We start from the raw sequence: 18,286 nt of genomic DNA, 5'->3' as shown, positions 1-18,286 counted from the left end.
AGTCGCCAGACAACCCTGAGAACATGGACGGACACTGTGCGTACCCATAAGCTTTGATCGTTGGCCGCCTATGCCGTGCGAGGTGACGATGGGCACGTCGACGACGTTACCCGGGCCTCGCGGTGGGGCCTGGAAGCCCGCCCGCAGCCGGTTGGGGCAGTGGACGGCTGACAGCCCTGCCGGGGCAGGTCACGACTGGGCGGAACAGGTTGCCCTGCAGTACCGCCGGGCGCTGGCCGAATCACTTGACGAGGACCCTGACATGTCAGGTCTCCGCCCTGCGGCGCTCCGGGCGGGCAACGACCTGGTCGATGTTCTGGGAGATCTGCTGCGGGGCACGTCGAGGCTGGTGGCTGTCCCGGGTGAGACCGTCCCGCAGCGCCAGGATGAGTTCGTTGCCCGGTTCGTCGCCGGTGTAGGCGGAGACGGCGGGCTGGTCGGAGATGCCGTCGCACGCCGGGCAGCCCGGCGAGCCGCCGAGGAACTGCTGGCCGACGACTCGCCGGTGACCACCGCGCTGCGCACGGGCGAGGGCTCCGTACGCATTACCGGTGACCTGTTCTGCAGGATCTACCGGTTCTTCTTCGGAGACATCGTCGCCGGTTACGTGGACACCGCCATCGCGGAGGGCGTTCCGCTGGCGATGTCGCTCGCGGTTCCACTCGACCCGACCGGACTGGTCGCCAGCACCGTGGCCGCCCATGTTCTCGATGTGCTGCCCGACCCGTGCGCTGAGGCTGCCAGCAGGCCCCCACGCGGGGGCCTGCTCGTGGAGACCGCTCACGAGTTGCTGACCCGGACGGTGGAGACAGCGCTCGGCACATGGGAGGCACAGCCGTGAAGACGGGCCGGTACGCCTACCACTACACGACCGACGGCAGGGTGCGGTTCTCATCCTCTCACCAGCCGCTCGATGATCGACTCTTCCGGGCCAGGGGCAGTGCCATCGAACGCAATCTGTCGCCCGCGCCGCCGCCGCCGGATTGGGCCCAGGACCTTCTCCGCATCGCGAAGGCCGTGTATCTGGCCGACAAGCTCTCCGGGCGCGAACTCGCACCGGACCGATGGACCCGGACCATCGAGTTGTCCGTGCAGGTGATCGATCCGGACCGGTGGCATCACGCCGCGCCGACGCTCACCGCCCTGTTGGAGATACTCACGGCCGATCGATGGAGCATCCGTTTCCACAGCGGCGCGGCCAGGCACCCGGGCGTGCAGGGGCGGCTGCTGGACGACGCTCGGGTCGAGGAGGTGTCGCTCTTCTCCGGAGGTCTCGACTCCACTGCCTATGCGGCGGAACGGGTCCAGCAGGCCGGGGGTCCGCTGCTGCTGGTGTCCTACTACGACCCAACGCTCAAACGCCGCCAGGAGCAGATCCTCGACCACCTACGTCGCCTGAGGTCCCGTCCTGTCGAGCACCGGGCGGTGCTGTTGCAGTCACGGGCCAACGGCGTACGACTCGATCGGAGTTCACGGTCCCGCGGGCTGTTGTTCCTTGCCACTGCGGTCTTCGCTGCCGCCGCCCATCGGGCCCGACAGGTTGCCGTACCCGAGAACGGGCAGTTGGCGGTGAATCCTCCGCTCACCGCCGCTCGGGTGGCCGCCTGCTCCACGCGGTCCGTCCATCCGCGCACCCTGGATCTGGTCAACGACCTCATCAACTCCGCCGAAGGCGATGTCCGGGTGGAGAATCCGCTGTTACCCGCCACCAAGGGTGAGGTCTGTCGTCGGGCCAGAGATCTCGGCCTGCCGCTCGCGGCCCTGATGGTGACGGTGAGCTGCGGCCAGTCCCCCTGCAAGTTCGGCGGTGCCAGCAGACCGCACCACTGTGGGCACTGCTACCCCTGCCTGATCCGGCAGTCCGGCCTGCTGGCAGGCGTCGGGCACGACGACACACCGTACGAGACGGATGTCTGGGCCCTGCCGACCACCGACAGGAAGGCGCAGCACCTTCGCGCCCTTCGCGCGTGGCTGGCTGCGAGCTTCGGCGTCCGGGACCTGACCACGGATCTGCCCCTCCCGCCGCAGACGGACACGGCGAGCCTGCTGCGGACCCTCGTGCGGGGGCGGGAGGAGTTGCGAAACCTCTTCGCCCGGCACGGCGGGCAGTCCCCCGGCTCGTCGCCGTCGCTCTGAGGGCAGCCCAGGCGGCCGGAGCGCAGGTTCCCCTACACGTCATGTCTGCCGCAGGGCAGCCAGAGCGGCAGGGAGGTCGAGGGCTTCGGCGAGCAGGCGTACGCCGTCGTCGTCGTGCCGGTGCACGGTGCAGCCGGTGCGGGTGAAGCGCACGGTGACCACCTGCCCGGCGTGCCTGGCGGCAAGCCGCAGCAGGTGCGGCACGGGATCGGGGTCGAGGTCGCGTGGCCCCGACCGGGGCTGCGGGATCGGGGCGGCCGGGTCGGCGGGGGCGGCCCCGGCGACGGTGTCGGGCAGCAGTTCCCAGCACCAGGCGAGCGCGGCCTCCAGGCTCGGCCGGCAGGGCAGGTCGTCGGGGTGGACGGGGGCGTCGCGCGGTCTCACGTCGACCGACCAGCTCAGGCCGTCGGCCAGCAACGGGTCGGCGGCGTGGTGGCGCAGGTCGTGCATGCCGACCACGAGGGCCAGGTCGAGGCCGAGGGTGAGGCGCAGCAGTTCGGGCAGCGGCGGCGCGTCGGGGGGTGCCGTCGTCACGATCAGGCGGCCGGCTGCCACGCCCCAACCGGCGTCGCGCACGTGTTCGGCGACGGGGTCGGCTCCGGCCCGGGGCAGGGTGACGTACCCGTCGCGCAGTCCCTTGCCGAGTTCGTGTCCGCCGTCGGCGTCGGCGAGGTCTTCGGGCCGCCCGCCGAGCACGGCCGCCCAGGCACCGAGCCGGTAGCGGTCGGGGAGTCGGACGACAGGCCTGCCGCCCGGCTGGATGGCGACCAGCGGAGCGTCCTCGGGGGTGCCGGCCCGCCACACGAGGTGCACGACCCGGTGCCGCAGGTCGGTGACGGTGACCAGCAGGGCCTCGTGGAGGCGGTGGGTGTCGCCGCAGGTGAGGCAGCGCAGCGCCGAGGGGCGCAGGCCCGCGCCGCAGCAGTGCGGGCAGTCGGGTTCGGCGGGACGCCCGCCGAGCCGGCAGGTGCAGACGCGCAGCCGGTTGTGGGGGCGGCAGTCGGGGCAGGGCCGCCAGCCGACGGGTTCGCCGAGCCACGGCGGGTCGGGTGGCTGGTGGCCGCGGGTCAACGGCACCCGCACGCGGCGGACGACCTGGCCGGTGGGCCGTTCCGCGAGGTCGTCGACGGGTTCCCCGGCGCGCAGGGTGGTGTGCCACCAGCGGCCGTCCCGCCAGAGGGCCTGCGCGCCGGGCAGTTCGTCGCCGCCGGTCGGGTCGACGCAGTCGCCGAGGATCCGGCGTTCGAGCTGGTCGACGTCGACGGCCGGGGCGACGGGCGGGCGCGGCGATCCGGGGCGCAGCAGCCGGGCGGGGGCGGCGAGGCCACGCTCGGCGAGGCCGGTGAGCGCGGCGGCCTCGTCGGTGCGGGTCAGCGCCTCCGGCAGGCCGTGGCACCGGCCGGGCGACCCGGACGGCACGGGGGTGCCGGGCACCTCGTACCGGATGGCCCAGCCGAACCCCGCGCCCTGCCGGCGGGCCTCCACGACCAGGTCGAGCAGCAGCAGGTCGGCCAGCGCGCAGAGCCGGGCCAGCCGGGCGGCGGGGTCGACCGGGGGTGCGGCGGTGGTGCGGCCGAGCAGCAGCCGCCAGGGGGCGTGGTCGGCGCGCAGGATGGCGTGGGCCTCCAGCTCGTACCGTCGCGCGGCAGGCAGGTCGGGCCGCCACTGCCCGTCCAGCCACAGCGTCGGCACGTCGGTGGCGGGCACGACCGCGCCGACGCTGGTCGCGAGTTCGCGTACCCGGGAGGCGAGGTCGACCACCCAGCGGCCCGCCGGGTCGCGGCGGGCGTCGAGGCCGCCGGGCACGACCCGCTGGGAGGCGACCGCGCCGGTGTCGAGGTTGGCGACGGTGACGACGAGCTGCGCCCGCCGCCGGCCGCGTCGACCGCAGCGGTGACAGGGGTACGCGACGCTGCCCACGCCCCGGCACTGCTCGCAGCCCCGGTACGCCTCCCGGCGCGGCGCGGGCACGTCCGAGCCGGCGGCAGCGGAGCCGTCGGCGTCGGCGTCGGCGTCGGCGAAGAATCGGTCGCCGTAGGCGGTGCACGCGCACGGATCCAGCGTGAACGTCATCCCGTCGCAGTCGGGGCAGATGACGACGGTGGGGGCGGCGGTCATCGGCGCTGCCGGGGCGCGCAGGCCCCGTCGTGGTCGACGCGGCGCACACACCGCCGGCCGGCATCGAGCGGCAGGTCGCAGAAGACCCGATGGCGTACGCCCTGGGCGTCCTCGGCCGACACGGTGGTCTCGCCGCCGTCGACTTCGGTGAGGAAGCTCAGGGAGCGGGCCAGGGTGCCGGCGAACTGCCGGGCGGCGGGCAGGTCGGCGGCGGTGAACGGCAGGTGCGCCACGAATCGTGGGCTCACCGGCGGGCCGCCAGATCCTCGGTGACGTCCCCGACGTCCACGCCGCGTCGGCCCCGCCGGGTGAACCGGCGCTCGCGCACCTGCCAGGGCTTCGACGGCCGGTAAATGGCGGCCCGGTAGGCCGCGGGCCGGGGCGACCCGGCCCGGAAGTATCGGAAGAACGCGCGCACGAAGCAGCACCACCCTTACTCGATGACAGGTGCGTTCGACAATTGTCGGGCAATGGGAGTTCCACGGTCATCGCCGTTGTCGGACCTATCTTGTAAGGTCAGGGCCACCATCGCAATGAATGGCGACTCATACTGTTCGATTATTTGTGGGCAACATTCCCCTGTTTCAGAACAGCCGTCGGGATGTTGCAGAACTCAACGGGAAGGAGAGCCGCGTGACCGATGACATGGGGTCGACGGTGCCCCGACGCCAGCTCGGCAGGGCCCTGCGTGACCTGCGCACCGAGGCGGGGGTGACCCTCGACGCCGCCGCCGAGGCGCTGGAGTGCAGCCGGCAGAAGGTGTGGCGGATCGAAAGCGGGCTCGGCTCGGTGCGCGCGGTGGACGTCCGCGCAATGTGCCAGCTCTACGACACGAATCCGGAGTTGACGCGAGCGTTGGCCGCCCTGGCGAGCGAGACCAGGGCGAGGGGGTGGTGGCACGCCTACGGCGACGCCATCCCGGAGTGGTTCGAGCTGTACGTCGGCCTCGAATCCGCCGCGTCGAGACTCCGCTTCTACAAGAACAGCCTCGTGCCGGGCATCCTTCAGAACCGCGACTACGCCCGGGGCATCTACCGCATCGATCAGCCCGACATGAGCGACGACGACCGGGAGCGCGCGGTCGAGCTTCGCCTGCAACGACAGTCCCTGCTGACCCGCCGCCTGCCGCAGGCCCCGCAGGTGCAGGTGGTGCTCTGCGAGTCGGTGCTCCTCAGGCCAGTCGGCGACACCGGAACCATGGCCGGGCAACTGGGCCACCTCCTGGCGATGGCCCGCCTGCCGAACGTGTCGATCCGGGTCCTGCCCCTCGCCGCAGGCCCTCACCACGGCGCGGTCGGGGGCGAGTTCGTTCTTCTGGGCTTCCCACCCGGCAACCGCAGCACCCCCGAGCCACCCGTCGTCTACAGCGAGTCGTGGACGGGCTCGCTGTACCTCGACAGGCCCGCCGAGGTGGCCGCCTACGAGAAAGTCTGGTCGGGGCTGCTCTCACTCGCCCTTGATGAGGAACAATCGAAGCATCTGATCAACAAGATCATCGGGGAGGTCCACCATGGTTGATCTGACCGACGCTCGTTGGCGCAAGAGCACCCGCAGTGGCGGCAACGGCGGCGAGTGTGTCGAGGTCGCGGACAACCTGCCCGGCATCGTCGCCGTACGCGACAGCAAGGACCCACACGGCCCGGCACTCGCCTTCCCGGCGTCCGCGTGGGCCACATTCGTCGGCACGATCCGCCGCTGACGGCACACCCGGACCACTTGACGCCCTGGCGGACCCGCACGCGAGCCGTGGGCGTTCGCGACCCTGACTCGCCATCGCACACGGCACCCCCACACCAGAAGCACCACGCCCAGCCGATCGAAGGAACTATCCGGCGGACAGCGTCCCCAGGTCCTAATCCACCACCGGCCGAACGACATCCGTCGCGACCAGGATCAAGGCCGGCCAGTGGTTACATCAACGTCTGGTGGCGGATGGCGAGCACAGTCGAACCCGGTGCCAGGCTGTCGGGACCGTCGCATCCGCTCGCGACGGTCCCGACAGTATGCCGGCACTCTCCACAGGTCAGACGTCAGCAGCTCTGGTGATCTGGTAGTACACGAACGGCCCGCAGACACCCGAACTCGTCACTGCGTTCGTCACCACCCGACCCGCAGGCACCGGCGAGAAAGAACACATGACTGAATGCTGTCGCTGAACTGTCTCCATCAGATCCCTCTCCTCGCCTGTCGCGACCGAATGTCAGGCAAGTCGACTGATGCGGTAGAACAGGTACGGCCCACAGATGGCGCCCGCATTCGTCTGCACCTCCGTGACCACCCAACCCGCAGGCGGCTGCGTGACCGAACACATGTACATGCCGTTCCGCAGATCACTGGTGATTCGGAAGAACAGGTACGGCCCGCAGATGGCGCCCGCGTTCCTCTGCACCTCCGTGACCACCCAACCCGCAGGCGGCTGCGTGACCGAACACATGTACATGCCGTTCCGCAGATCGTTGGTGATTCGGAAGAACAGGTACGGCCCACAGATGGCGCCCGCATTCGTCTGGACCTCCGTCACCAGCCACCCTGCGGGCACCGACGAGGTCGAACACATGGTGGTGCTGGCCGCCTGGGCGGGACTGGCAGCAGTAAGGGACACGCCGAAGCTGGCAGCAACGAGCGCCACCGCCAGCAACGACCGGTGAAAGACTCGACGGACCCCGCCCGACTGTCGCTGAATTGTCTCCATCAGACCCCTTCCTTTGACCTCTTGCACCGAACTGCCCAATGCCTGCCGTCGGTACGAGACGTCAGCCCAGCATCTTGATGCGGTAGAACAGGTACGGCCCACAGATGGCGCGGGCATTCGTCTGCACCTCCGTCACCACCCAACCCGCAGGCGGCTGCGTGACCGAACACATGTGCATGCCGTTCCACAGATCGTTGGTGATTCGGAAGAACAGGAACGGCCCACAGATGGCGCCCGCATTCGTGTTCACCTCCGTCACCACCCACCCTGCGGGCACCGGCGAGGTCGAACACATGGTGGTGCTGGCCGCCTGCGCGGGACTGGCGACACCGAGAGAGAAACCGGCAGCAGCGGTGGCGAGCACCAGTGCCGTCAGGGCTCGACCCACAACTCTCAGTGACCTGCGGGAATGCTGTCGGTTCTTCACGAAGCCTCCTTCGTTCAATGGCGGGCGTGGACGCTCCACCGATCGGCTGCATAGATGTAATCCGATCAGCAACACGCCGTTCTGGCTAATACCAATCGCGCTCGGCACCCATACCATCGGCGATCGTGGTCGAGGGTGCGTAGCGGCCGCGCCGTGTCCACCGCCATTTCATCCCAGGACAGCCCGGAGTTCGACACCGCGCCGGCAAGGCACGACAGCCACGGCGGAGACGTCAGCCGACCGGAGGCGTGATCTCGATCTGGTGCGGAAACGGGCCTCAGCGCGACGCAACGAGGGGTTCCAGCCTGTCGGCTGGAAACCCCTCGCGGTGACCTACGCCGAAGGGCTTCCGTCACGCGACAGGTGACGTGCGGCTCCGCCGCAGGATCAGCGAGACGGTGCCGCCGATGGCCACCATCGCGGTGCCGATGCCGAACAGCCACCACAGCGGGGTCGTGTTCTCGCCGGTCACGGGAAGGGTCGGGCTCGGGCTGACCGTCGGAGGCTGGGTCGGGTCAACCGTGGGCGGCACGGTCGGCTCGGTCTGTGCCCCCCGCCTGCCGGTGCGGTAGCGCTGCCGATGACCACCTCGGCCGCGATCACCGGCTCGCCGGCCACAACTGCGGACAGGTCCACCAGGACGCCACGGGCGCTGGCGTCGCCAGGCGCGGCGAGCGCCGGGGCTGCACTGGGCAGTGCTACGGCACCGACGGCAATCGCCATCGCTCCGGTGGCGGTAATTCGCCGGGTTGGTCTCACGTTCTCGCCTCTGCTCATTCAGCCCTCCCGACCGTCGAGGAGGCAGCCCGACCTTGTCGGGCATTAATCGCATAGGCGGACAACTCGGAACATGGGAGCTATTCACATCACCAAGCGATCGGAGATGGCCAGCGTCGGAAGCAGGGCAGCCGAGGCTGGCCATCCCTAGCTCAACGGTCGGTCACAGGGTGACGACGGCGTCCTCGGCGAAGGTGAACAGGCCGGCGTCGAGCGTGATCGTCTTGAGCTTGGTGCCCTTCGGCACGTCGAAATAGACGTTCGCGGTCACCGAGTTGCCCGGGTTGATCTCGTCGAGGAAACCCTGCCCGTCACTGTTGCCGTAGATCCCGGCCTCCCCGTCGACCGAGTAGTTCCGGCCGCTGGCGTCCTGGGCGGTGAGACTGCCGTCGGCGTGGAAGGAGTGCGCGCTCTTGGTGACGTTCTTGACGGTCACGCTGACCCTGCAGAAGGTGCCCTGCGCCCTGGTGTTGAGGAACTCGCTGCCCACCTGGGAGATCCCACACTTCACGCTCTTGACGGTGAACTCGAAGTCGCCGCCGCGCACCTTGTCACCGATGCCGGGGCTCTTCGGCTTCGCCGGCTCGGGAGCCGCAGTCGTCTTCTCCGGCTTGGGTGCCGCCGCACTCTCCGCCGGTGCGGCTGCGCCCGCAGGGTCGGTACTCGTGTCGGCGGGAGCGCCACTGCTGGCGGAGGTGGTTTCGGTCTTGCCGTCCCCGCCGGTCAGGCTGAGCACGGTGACGCCGCCACAGCACAGCACCACGAATGCGCCGACACCGATGAGGGTGGGCACCAGCCAGGCGGCACGCTTCCTGGGGGCGGGCGGTGCAGGAAACTGGCCGGGCGGCGGCGGGGGGAACTGGCCCGCCTGGGGCGGCGGGAACTGCCCGGCGGGCGGCTGATTCTGGGCAGGATCGTAGGGGGCCGTCATCGAGTGGAGTCTCCCGGTCTTGATTCGCGGTGCCGCGTAATGAGCAAAGCGCTTCGCACGATGCCATGGTTGACGGTTGGCAATAGTCGTCCGGGTGGCCTGAAACAGGCGACGGGTCAGCCCAGAAAGCACCCGATCCGGCGACCCGACCGTCAGACGTTGAGTCAAGACTGGATCTGGATCTGGAAAAGGACGCCGCATCCAGGAAACGTTCTATCAGATATCCGCCAACAACCGGATCCGCCCGTCCGACTCAAAATCAGTCGGAAAGCCGACACCGGCCGTCTTAGCCTCAGGTACACCAACCCAATCAATCGTCTACCATGAATATGTGGACGACAAGGATCGCGCCGACGAGCAGGAGGGCCACGCCTTCGCGGACCTCGTCCCGAGCGAACTCGACGCGATTCCGCCCCACGCCTCGGGCGAGACGAAGCGGCTCTACCTCATCGCCACAGTCGTCCAGCTCGGGCAGATCGCGGTGTCCGTCTGGGGGCTCAATCGTCTGTCCGACCCGGAACTCGACACCTCAAGCAAGGTCGTCACCGGCATCGCGATGATCATCGCCCTTGCGTTCTGTGTGAGCGCATGGAGCGAGGCCTATCACTCTGCCGCCGACGACCAGTACCGCTCGGGACCGAAGTGACCTGCGGCGTACGCTGTGGACTATTGCGCCGTCGCAGCCCGAGCGAGTTTGGCGTCAGCGGTCACTGATGTCACAAAGACCTACTTCATCAGCGTGACTACCGCTGCCACTGCGGACGTCAACGACGACACCGCAGGTACTGCCGCGCAGACACCCTCGAACAGCACCCGGAGAACCGACTTCTTAGGCTTCTCAGCCCCAAGTTCCTCAAGGAATGCGGCGTACATCTCAGCCGCCTCGGCATCACCAGACGCAGAGACCGCTTCGCCGATCTTCCGCAGCGCCTTCTCTACCTCTTCGCCGAGTTTGCCCTCCACCTTGTTGAAGGAGCCTTGAATGAGGCTCCTATTGTTGACCGTTGAACCTTCGGCCGCATAGATGAAGTCGCCCACTTGCGCCCTTCCCTTCTCGTGCCAGTTGATGACAGCGCGCCCACCTTGGGCAGTTATCTTGTAACCCTCGCCATGACTTCCTTTCTTCAGATATGCGATTTCAACAAGCCTCGGCAACAACTCCTGCACCACGTGCGGATTCATCGATGAAGCGGCGGACAACTGATCTACAGTCCACCACTCACTAGCACTCTCGTAGAACTGCGTCAACAGAGAGAATTGATGCTCTATTCTCGCTGCGCCCGTCAAGCTCTCAATTTCCCGCTTGGCCTCACGGAGTAATCTTTCTTGCGCTTCAGCTCTCCTTCTGTTTTCTTCACCCCCCTTCTGAACAGCCACTACTATGACAAAGAAGATCAGCAACGACAGGAGTGGACAGCACAGGTAAGTGCCCACCCAAACAAGGGCGTCCGAAAACCAAGAAGACGAGTTGTCTCGGGAAGCATGCGGCAGCCCCAGCCTCATACGTTCAGCGAAACTCAAGACAGAAAGCACAGCTCCGAAACTGTCGCCAACGACAAACAGCACAGCTGCGTCACCATCAACTCAGCCGCAGGCGTTCGATGGCGCTCCGGTCGGCACCGAGCTGCGACAGCTCCGCGTCCACCAGGTCGGTGAAGAACTGGGCCGGCGAGCCGGGGAAACCGGGGCGCTCGTCGGCGTACCACTGGTGTAGCCACGGCTCCAGCTCCGCGATGCCGGCCAGCAGCGGCAGCAGCCGGTCCGCCGGCCACGCCGCCTGCGACTTCCGGTCCAGGTAGACGGTCGCCAGCGCCTGGGCCTGGGCGAGGTGGTCCCACCCCGCCCACCCGAGCAGCTCCGTGGCGTCCCCGTCCCGACCCGCCTTCGGGTACGAGATGAAGCGCTCCTTCGGCACGTCGAGCTTGCCCCGCGCCCGCCAGTACGACGCCTTCACGAAGTCCGCCGAGGTGTACTTCGGCGGCACGGCGACCTGCACGTCCTCGCCCGCGTCCTCCAGGCGCTGCTGCGCCCAGGTGCGCTCCCACTGCGCCCGTTTGCGCAGCCCCGACGGCTTGTAGCGATGAACCGGCAGGTAGGGCACGTGCTCGTCGGCGACCAGCTTGGCGAGGGTCTTCGTCAGGTCGTGGTCGTCGCGGCCGACCCACAGCTCCAGCACCGAACGGAAGTCCTCGTCGTGGCGCACCCGGTCGGCGAGCTGCGCCACCGACTGCGGCACCGGCCGATCCCCCCACAGCTCGGGCGTTTCCAGCCGGTCGAGCAGCCAGCCGCGCAGCGCCTTGGCCTGCATGGCGTCCCAGCCGTCGGTGGCCCAGCGCCGCTTGCACTCCGGCCGCTCGATCAGCGCGATGTGGCGATCCGACTCGATGACCTCGATCCGCCGCTGCACCAGCGCCCGGTAGTCATCCGGCCAGTGCGCCGGCAGCTCCGTGATCGGCGTCGACCCATGCCGCACAAACCACTCAGGCTCGGCGTTCTTCCGCGCCAGCGCGATCTCGAACGCCCGCTCCCCCAGCGCCAGCTCCGGTGGCTCGGCGCAGGTCAGGTCGTCGTCACGCAGCCCGTAGAGCCGGTAGACCTCCCAGTCCAACTCCTCCTGCACGGCGATCATCCGCGCCCGCGTCGCGTCGTAGTCGGCATGCGCCGCCCGCAGCCGCTTCCGGGTCGGCACGCCGGACTCCGCGACCGCCGCCGGGGTCAGGCTGCCGAGCCGCTGAGCCAGCGAGTCGAGCAGCCGCGCCCGCTCCAACGGGTACGCCCCCGGCACCGGAAACTCCTGCAACTTGGTCCCGGTGAACTCGTAGAAGTGCTCCCAGTCATCGCTGGTGAAGCCGCCACCTTCCCCACGGATGCCCTTGTCGTGGCAGACCTGCTTGAGCCAGAAGCAGGCGGTCGAGCTGTTCAGCACCCCGAGCAACCGCAGGTGATCGTCCTCCGTCGCCCCCTCCGCCAACTTGATCACCGGTGCCGACTGCTTGAAGACCTTCCCACCCCGATCCAACACAAAGTGGTTATGCGTCGCCACAAAAGCAAACGCCATCGACAGCGGAGTCCGATAAGCGGACGCCGTGTGCTGATGGTATTCCCACCAGCGCAATCCAGCGTCGGCCATGCTGCCCTGGAAGGTCCGCCTGGCGGCCAGCATGGTCCGCCATGGCCACAGCTCAACGGAAAGACCGGCCTCATCCAGACTCGGATCGTACGGATACCAGATCGCGTCCTCTGGTGATGAACCCCAGTCTCTGACGACTTCACCAATCATCAGCGGACGCAGCGCTCGGGCATCGGCCGCCGTCCGCAGGTTCCGACCCAGCGGTCGCATGAAGGCTTCGTCCGCGCCAGCACGGATGGCCCGGCCCACAGGCAGGTCAATGACATGCGACATCCGACCAGTAGTGGCCTCCAGCGAGGCCACCAGGCTGCTCGCGCCGCCGCCACTGAGGCTCCAGGGGTGCGTTGCGAACCGCCTGCGTTCCAGGTCGATCACGGTCACCCAGTCTGAGCTGGTCTCCGATCTTTCTACGCCCGCCTTGATCGCAGACCACACCAACCCTGCTGCCGGATCGTCCGGCTGGGCGGGCTCCCCGCGAACCCCGAGCACCGCCAGAACCTTCTGCGTGTGTCGACGGTCCTTTGCGCGGCCGATCAGGATGACCGTCGGGGTGCCATGGCCGGGGATGTAGGCCCCCGAGGTGTCGATGACCTCGGTCAGCTCGACCTTGTGCGCGAAGTAGTCCTCGATGAGCTTCTTGCCGAATTCGCGCTTCATGAAGGCGTTGCCGGTGATCTGGCCGACGTGGCCCGCGCCGTCGCCGTGCTCGTCCGACCGCTTGGCCAGGTCGAATAAGCGCTTGGCGAACGGCACCGTCAGCGCGTACTGCCGGTGGCAGACGTCGGGGTAGATCTCCCGGTAGAGCTTGTTGCGGGCCGAGTCGGCGACGGTGATGTAGGGCGGGTTGCCGACCACCACCGTGTACTGCCCCTCGCGCAGGTAGTCGGCGAGCACGTCGGCGTCCTCGCTGGCATAGGCGAAACCCGCCTGCCCGTCGACAAGAGCCAACAGGTCGCCCTGGTGGCGCGAGGTTACGCCCCAGTGCAGGAGGGAGTCGCCGGTCGCCACCCGCACCGGCCAGGCCGGCGTGCGTTCCAGGGACGTCAGGCCGCACTCCTTCATGGCGGCGACCAGCAGCCGGAACCGGGCGATTGCCACCGCGAACGGGTTGATGTCGACCCCGGTGACCTGCCCGAGCGCCCGCTCGGTCAACACCCGCACGTCGGTGGCCGGTTCCCGCTGCCGCCACTTGCTCACCAGCCGGGCGAACGCCCCCAGCAGGAAGTGGCCCGACCCGCAGGTGGGGTCGATGACCGAGGTGGCGGGCAGGCCGAACTCCTTGACCGCCGGCTCGAAGGTGCGGTCGAGGATGAATTCCTCCACGAAGTCCGGCGTCTGGAGCAGCGCGTACGTCTTCTTCGCGTGCGTCGACAGATCCTGGTAGAGGTCGCCGAGGAAGCGGGTGTCGAGGTCGTCGACCCGCAGTGACACCAGGCCCGGCCCGCGCCGGAAGAACTCCGACAGCTTCTCGGCCGCCGCACCGGAGATGTCGAACCGCCACACCGGGTTGTGCTCGTCGAAGATCTTGCCGGTGGCGCGCAGGCCGCGCAGGTAGCCGAACGCCTTACGCAGCCAGTGCCGGTCGTTGTGCCGGGGGTTGTCGATCAGATACTGCTGGCGCTCCCCCACGGCTCGGCCGACCGGGGCCACCGGCTCCGGGCCGCCGATCCACAGCGGCTCGACCAGCCCGTTGTCCTCACAGAAGCGCACGAACACGCAGCCCAGCACCCAGGCCACCGCCGCCTGGTCGAGCACGTCCTCCAGCCAGGTCTCGAACGTGCCCGCCGTGCGCCGCGCCTCAATCGCCTGGGCGTGTTCCTTGGCCAGCGACGACGCCAGCACGGAATCCTCGGCCACCCGGCCGCGCAGGTCGTCGGTGAGGGCGGTGACCTGGCCTTGCAGCGCCTTCAGCGCGATCATCGGGGGGTGGTCCTCTCCAGGGCGGGGGTGGTCGGCCAGTCCTCGGGCAGCCACAGCGACTGGCTGGCCGGCGAGGTCAACGGCAGTTGCTGCCCGTCGAGCAGCACCGGCTCGGTGCGCCGCGCCGGCACCAGCAGCAGGCGGGCCGCCGGGCGGGGCCGGGTCGGGTCGGCCAGCTCCTGGATCAGCCGGAGCTGCTGGTAGCGGGCCAGCGGCGCGGCCTCGGTGATCAACACCGGGCGGTCCGTCTCGGCGAGCACCCGGTCGATCGCCGGAACCACCTCGTGCTGCACCAACTCCACGAGAGAGCGGAAATCCGGGTCGGTCGACGAGCCGGTGTCGGCGGCGACGATCGCCTCCCACGGGAAGCCGAGGGTGCGCAGTTCCCGCAGCAGGATCGCGGTGACGTCGACCTCGACCAGGTCGAGCCGGTCCAGCAGCGCCCGCCGGGCCCGGCCCAGCCGGCGGATCGAGGCGAGCGCCACCAGGAAACCGCGCCGGTCGATCACCCCCGCCAGCCGGGCTGTTGCCCGCGCGGCGGCGTCGGGTTCCAGCAGCGGGCCGACCGTGGTACGCATCCGGGTTCCGGTGACCGACGAGGTGCGGTCCGGCGGCGTGAACCGGCCCGTCACCGCGTCCCACACCAGCGGGATCCCGCGCAGCAGCGCGTCCAGCGCCGGCCGGGCCGGCAGGTGCGCGGCGTGCGGGAACCGGGTGCGCACCCTGGCGCGTACCGTCTCGGGGTCGAGTTTCTGCCCGACCAGCGCGCCCGCCGCGAGCCGCAGCGCCCGCTCGGCGGGCATCCCCACCGGGTAGAGCTGGCCCTGCGCGTTGACGGCGGCCTCCCCGCCGCTGCCGGCGGCGGCAAGCTGCAACAGCCGGGCGTCGCTCAGCGCCGGCATGCCCGACGGCGGCGGCTCCAACGCCCGCAGTTCCTCGACGGCCCGTGCCCGCGTGGGCAGCGGGTCCGCGCCGGCCAGCGCCACCGCGCGGCGGCCGAGCCGGACCACGTACCCGAGCAGGTCCGCGGCTGTCCGCTCGGTGCCCGGGTCGTCGGGCTCCCGACCGATGAGTACGCAGTCACTGCCGCGCAGCCGCTGCATGGCCAGCCGGGCGTCGCCGCCCCGGGCCAGTTCCGTCTCCACGGCCGCGCGCACCAGGCCGATCGCCTGGGCGGTGCGCCTCGGCTCGGCGGAGTAGGAGCCACGGGCGGCGATCAGCGCCTCGGCGACCTCCTCGCCGGACATCGCCCCGCCCCGCGCGTCGAGCAGCGCGACGATCTCGTCGCGCACCAGGCCCAGTGCGGCGTTCGGCTGCCAGTCCCGGCCGATGACCCGCCTGAGCAGGGTGGAGATCTGCGGCTGCTGCCTGCCGGTGGCGCGGGCCGCCTCCGCCTGCGACGGCCAGCGCAGGAAGGTGCCGTCGACGGCGGTCTGCCCGAGCAGCACCTGCAACGTGGCCCGCTGCCCGGCGCTGCGGCTGGTCTCCGCCGGCAGCAGGGTGGCGCAGAGCGCCTCGATGCCCTGCGCGTGCGGCCGGGCCGGGGTCGGCTCGGCGTCGGCCCCGAGCAGGTCACGCAGTTCCCGGGTGCGGGCCAGGATCTCCTTGCGGGTGGCGTCGGGCACCCCCCGGGCCCGGGTCAACGCCGACGGTTCGGCGTCCAGCAGCTCCCCCACGGTGAGGATGCCGAGCCGTTCCAACGCCGACCGGGCGCGGGCCGTCAGCTCGGTGGCCTCCAGCGGCGACGTCCGGCCCAACGGCGCGACCACGCCGGTGTCGTCGGTGGCCGCCGGTTCCGGGATCTCCCGGAACACCGCCCGCCACGCGTCGGTCATCTCGTCGAGGGTGTCGAAGCGGTGCGCGGTGTCGCGGGCCAGGGCCTTGGCGAAGAACGCCACCAGCCGGTCGGCGACGGCGGCGTCGAAGGCGGCCGGGTCGAGGGTGACCTCGTCGGAGATGGCCGCCGGGTTGGCGCCCCCACCCCACCGGGGCAGCGTGCCGGTGGCCATCTCGTAGAGGGTCACCGCGACGGCGAACCGCTCGGCGGCGGCGTCGAACCGCAGCCGGCGCGGCGGCCCGAGGAACGGATCCAGGTAGGCGGTCGTGCCGGCGGTGAGCTGGTCGGCCGGCACCGCCGCGAGCGAGAAGTCGAAGACGCACAGATGCGGCTGCTTGTCCTTCGGGCGGGGCCGGGACGCCAGGTTCGCCGGCTTGATGTCGCGGTGCCACACCCCCTGCCCGTCGAGGAAGGCGACGATCTCCAGCAGGTCACGGCCGTAGCGTTCCAGCAGGTCCAGGGCCAGCCGGCCACCGCGCAGATCCTCGGCGAGGGTGCGTGGGCCGGCGTTCTCCAGCAGCAGGGCCGTCCGGCCGCCGACCTTGATCGGCCCCTGGACCAGGGCCGCCACCCGCGAGTCGCGGAGCTGGTCGACCGTGCGGGCCTCGGCGGCGAACCGGTCGGCGAACTGCTCGTCCCGGGCCACCTTCAGCACCAGTTCCCGGCGACCCTCCGGCCCCTCCTGCGCGACCAGCAGGGCGATGGCGGTGGCGCCGCTGCCCAGGTTGCGCAGCACCGTCAACCCGCCGTCGAGCACGTCGCCGCGATGCGCCTGCAACGGGTCGACCACCGGCTCCGGCTCCGGGGCGGTCAGCTTCTCCCACACCATGTCGATGTAGGCCAGGAAGTCGGCGATCCGCTTCATCCGCTGCGCCGGGTCGCCCCGGGTCGCGTCGTAGATCGCCTTCACCAGGTCGAACGGCATGCCGTCGGCGACCGAGTCCAGGTGCAGGCCGCCGTCGGCCACCGCCGCGAGCAACTCCTCCGCCGACGTCGCCGGTTCCCGGCCGGCGACGATCCGGTAGGCGAGCGCGCCCAGCGAGAAGATGTCGAGCTGGTGCCCCGGCAGCTCGTCCAGGGTGGCCGCCTCCGGTGCCTGGTAACGGCGGACCGCGTCGTCGAAGAACAGTTCCAGGCTGGCCGGGTCGGTCGGTGAGCCGAGCGAGGTGAGCCGGGTGCCCGGCAACCGGCCCCCGGTCTGCCAGTCCGTCACCACCAGGGTCGGTCGGGCGCTGTCCGGGTCGCAGACATAGACCGCCCGGGGGTTCAGCGACCGGTGCGACAGCCGCCGGGAGTGCGCGTGGTCGACGATCTCGGCGAGATCCTGCACGAGTTGGAGCCGCTGGGCCAGTTGCAGCCGGCCGTCGCGCTCGCCGAGCCACTGGTCCAGGCGCACCCACTCCCGCCGGTGGTCGAAGACGACCGCCGGCCCCCACGGATGCTCCACCAGATCCAACGCGCGCGCGATCCCCGGATGGTGGATGCCCTGCAACAGGCGGAACTCGCGCTCGGCGGCCCGCCGGATCGCCGGCACGTCCTCCTCGGCCGCGCGGCTGGTCAGATAGAACCGCACCCGGCGCAGCAGGGAGGTGTCGACGGTGTGGTCGGCCAGGAAGTCCTGCCAGCCGATGCCCTCGGCGAACGGCCGCTGGTGCAGCACCAGCTGGTTGACCCGCCGGTCGGCCACCGAAGGGCGGATCTTCGCGCCGCGCACCAGCTCCACGATCTGCCGCCCGCGTACCGCGTCGACGTGATGTTTCGCGTCGACGGGCCGGGCCAGCAGCATCTCCTTCAGGCTGGGCAGCCGCGACGACGTGCCGTCGAGCCCGTAGACGTGCTGGCGGCCGATGTCGTCCAGCTCGGACGTCATGTTCCGCGCGTGCAGGAACACCGCCGCGTTGACGAAGGGGATCCGGGCACCGTGCGGGGCGTACTGCTGCATCACGCTGCGCAGCCGTTTGGCCTTGCGGTTGGCGAGGATGAGCGGGCTGTCCAACACTCGCCGGCCACCGCCCGGCAGCCGCCGTCGCCACTGCTGGCCGTCGCCGCCGACAACGCCCTGCCAGTGCTTCAGCTCCAGCACGTAGAGGCCGCGGGAGGTGAGCACCAGCGCGTCGACCTCGTTGATCGAACCGTCGGTGCCGACGAACTCCACGTTCGCCCAGACGTGGTACGGCTCGGCGTCCGGCAGGTACGACGCCAGTTCCCGCAGACCGTCCTGCTCGTGCGGGTACGCGCTCGGATTGATCTGCTCCCAGCGCGGCGAGTCCTCACGCATCCGGCACCGTGCGCCCCCGCGCAGCCATGACAGTCACTCC

Annotated in this window: 14 protein-coding genes; 6 read left to right on the top strand and 8 right to left on the bottom strand. The window is 70.0% G+C overall.

Features of this window, described 5'->3' with window-relative positions; translation table 11 throughout:
- Nucleotides 1-88: 88 nt before the first annotated feature.
- Together GA0070616_RS19335 and GA0070616_RS19330 are read left to right on the top strand one after the other, a co-directional pair.
- Complete coding sequence (locus GA0070616_RS19335; RefSeq protein WP_139128947.1) at nucleotides 89-841, top strand: hypothetical protein; 753 nt, start codon at nucleotides 89-91, stop codon at nucleotides 839-841.
- Nucleotides 823-2,136: a 7-cyano-7-deazaguanine synthase gene (locus tag GA0070616_RS19330; protein WP_091084805.1), complete on the top strand. Its 1,314-nt coding sequence runs from the start codon at nucleotides 823-825 to the stop codon at nucleotides 2,134-2,136. The genes GA0070616_RS19335 and GA0070616_RS19330 overlap by 19 nt, the downstream gene beginning before the upstream one ends.
- A 39-nt stretch (nucleotides 2,137-2,175) precedes the next feature.
- On the opposite strand, the gene GA0070616_RS19325 is transcribed toward GA0070616_RS19330, so the two are convergent.
- From GA0070616_RS19325 to GA0070616_RS28235, 3 genes are read right to left on the bottom strand one after another with little or no spacing between them, the layout of a single operon-like run.
- Nucleotides 2,176-4,254, bottom strand: a complete 2,079-nt coding sequence (locus GA0070616_RS19325) for a hypothetical protein (protein WP_091084800.1) — start codon at nucleotides 4,252-4,254, stop codon at nucleotides 2,176-2,178.
- Entirely contained in the window at nucleotides 4,251-4,502 is a 252-nt protein-coding gene (locus tag GA0070616_RS19320; RefSeq protein WP_091084796.1) for a hypothetical protein, read from the bottom strand. Before GA0070616_RS19320 ends, GA0070616_RS19325 begins: the two co-directional genes overlap by 4 nt.
- Nucleotides 4,499-4,672 carry a hypothetical protein gene (locus tag GA0070616_RS28235; RefSeq protein WP_175440134.1) on the bottom strand — a complete coding sequence of 58 codons (174 nt, stop codon included), beginning with the start codon at nucleotides 4,670-4,672 and terminating at the stop codon, nucleotides 4,499-4,501. Before GA0070616_RS28235 ends, GA0070616_RS19320 begins: the two co-directional genes overlap by 4 nt.
- A gap of 215 nt (nucleotides 4,673-4,887) precedes the next feature.
- Here GA0070616_RS28235 and GA0070616_RS19315 point away from each other — a divergent pair, with 215 nt between their 5' ends.
- From GA0070616_RS19315 to GA0070616_RS28230, 3 genes are all read left to right on the top strand, one after another.
- Nucleotides 4,888-5,772 (top strand): helix-turn-helix domain-containing protein, encoded by an 885-nt coding sequence (locus GA0070616_RS19315; protein WP_091084792.1) that lies wholly within the window; start codon nucleotides 4,888-4,890, stop codon nucleotides 5,770-5,772.
- Nucleotides 5,765-5,953, top strand: coding sequence for a DUF397 domain-containing protein (locus tag GA0070616_RS19310; RefSeq protein WP_091084789.1), 189 nt, complete (start codon nucleotides 5,765-5,767; stop codon nucleotides 5,951-5,953). The genes GA0070616_RS19315 and GA0070616_RS19310 overlap by 8 nt, the downstream gene beginning before the upstream one ends.
- Before the next feature lie 544 nt (nucleotides 5,954-6,497).
- Entirely contained in the window at nucleotides 6,498-6,902 is a 405-nt protein-coding gene (locus GA0070616_RS28230) for a hypothetical protein (protein WP_175440133.1), read from the top strand.
- A gap of 105 nt (nucleotides 6,903-7,007) precedes the next feature.
- Here GA0070616_RS28230 and GA0070616_RS19300 read toward each other — a convergent pair whose 3' ends face one another.
- Both GA0070616_RS19300 and GA0070616_RS19295 read right to left on the bottom strand, forming a co-directional pair.
- The gene (locus GA0070616_RS19300) at nucleotides 7,008-7,373 is read right to left on the bottom strand and encodes a hypothetical protein (RefSeq protein WP_139128946.1); all 366 of its coding nucleotides are present in this window, start codon (nucleotides 7,371-7,373) and stop codon (nucleotides 7,008-7,010) included.
- A 940-nt stretch (nucleotides 7,374-8,313) separates the two neighbouring features.
- The gene (locus tag GA0070616_RS19295; protein WP_091084779.1) at nucleotides 8,314-9,081 is read right to left on the bottom strand and encodes a DUF4352 domain-containing protein; all 768 of its coding nucleotides are present in this window, start codon (nucleotides 9,079-9,081) and stop codon (nucleotides 8,314-8,316) included.
- Between the two features lie 331 nt (nucleotides 9,082-9,412).
- Here GA0070616_RS19295 and GA0070616_RS19290 point away from each other — a divergent pair, with 331 nt between their 5' ends.
- Entirely contained in the window at nucleotides 9,413-9,727 is a 315-nt protein-coding gene (locus tag GA0070616_RS19290) for a hypothetical protein (RefSeq protein WP_091084777.1), read from the top strand.
- 80 nt (nucleotides 9,728-9,807) lie between these two features.
- On the opposite strand, the gene GA0070616_RS27725 is transcribed toward GA0070616_RS19290, so the two are convergent.
- From GA0070616_RS27725 to pglW, 3 genes are all read right to left on the bottom strand, one after another.
- On the bottom strand, nucleotides 9,808-10,482 hold the full coding sequence (locus GA0070616_RS27725; RefSeq protein WP_139128945.1) for a hypothetical protein: 675 nt from the start codon (nucleotides 10,480-10,482) through the stop codon (nucleotides 9,808-9,810).
- A 178-nt stretch (nucleotides 10,483-10,660) separates the two neighbouring features.
- Nucleotides 10,661-14,131 (bottom strand): BREX-2 system adenine-specific DNA-methyltransferase PglX, encoded by a 3,471-nt coding sequence (gene pglX / locus GA0070616_RS19280; protein WP_091084774.1) that lies wholly within the window; start codon nucleotides 14,129-14,131, stop codon nucleotides 10,661-10,663.
- Nucleotides 14,128-18,246 (bottom strand): BREX system serine/threonine kinase PglW, encoded by a 4,119-nt coding sequence (pglW, locus tag GA0070616_RS19275; protein ID WP_091084771.1) that lies wholly within the window; start codon nucleotides 18,244-18,246, stop codon nucleotides 14,128-14,130. Before pglW ends, pglX begins: the two co-directional genes overlap by 4 nt.
- Between the last annotated feature and the right edge of the window lie 40 nt (nucleotides 18,247-18,286).

Origin of the sequence: Micromonospora nigra (assembly GCF_900091585.1) — a bacterium.
Taxonomy (GTDB): domain Bacteria; phylum Actinomycetota; class Actinomycetes; order Mycobacteriales; family Micromonosporaceae; genus Micromonospora; species Micromonospora nigra.
Note: the sequence above shows the minus strand (reverse complement) of the source record. Positions and strands in the feature narration are given on the sequence as shown.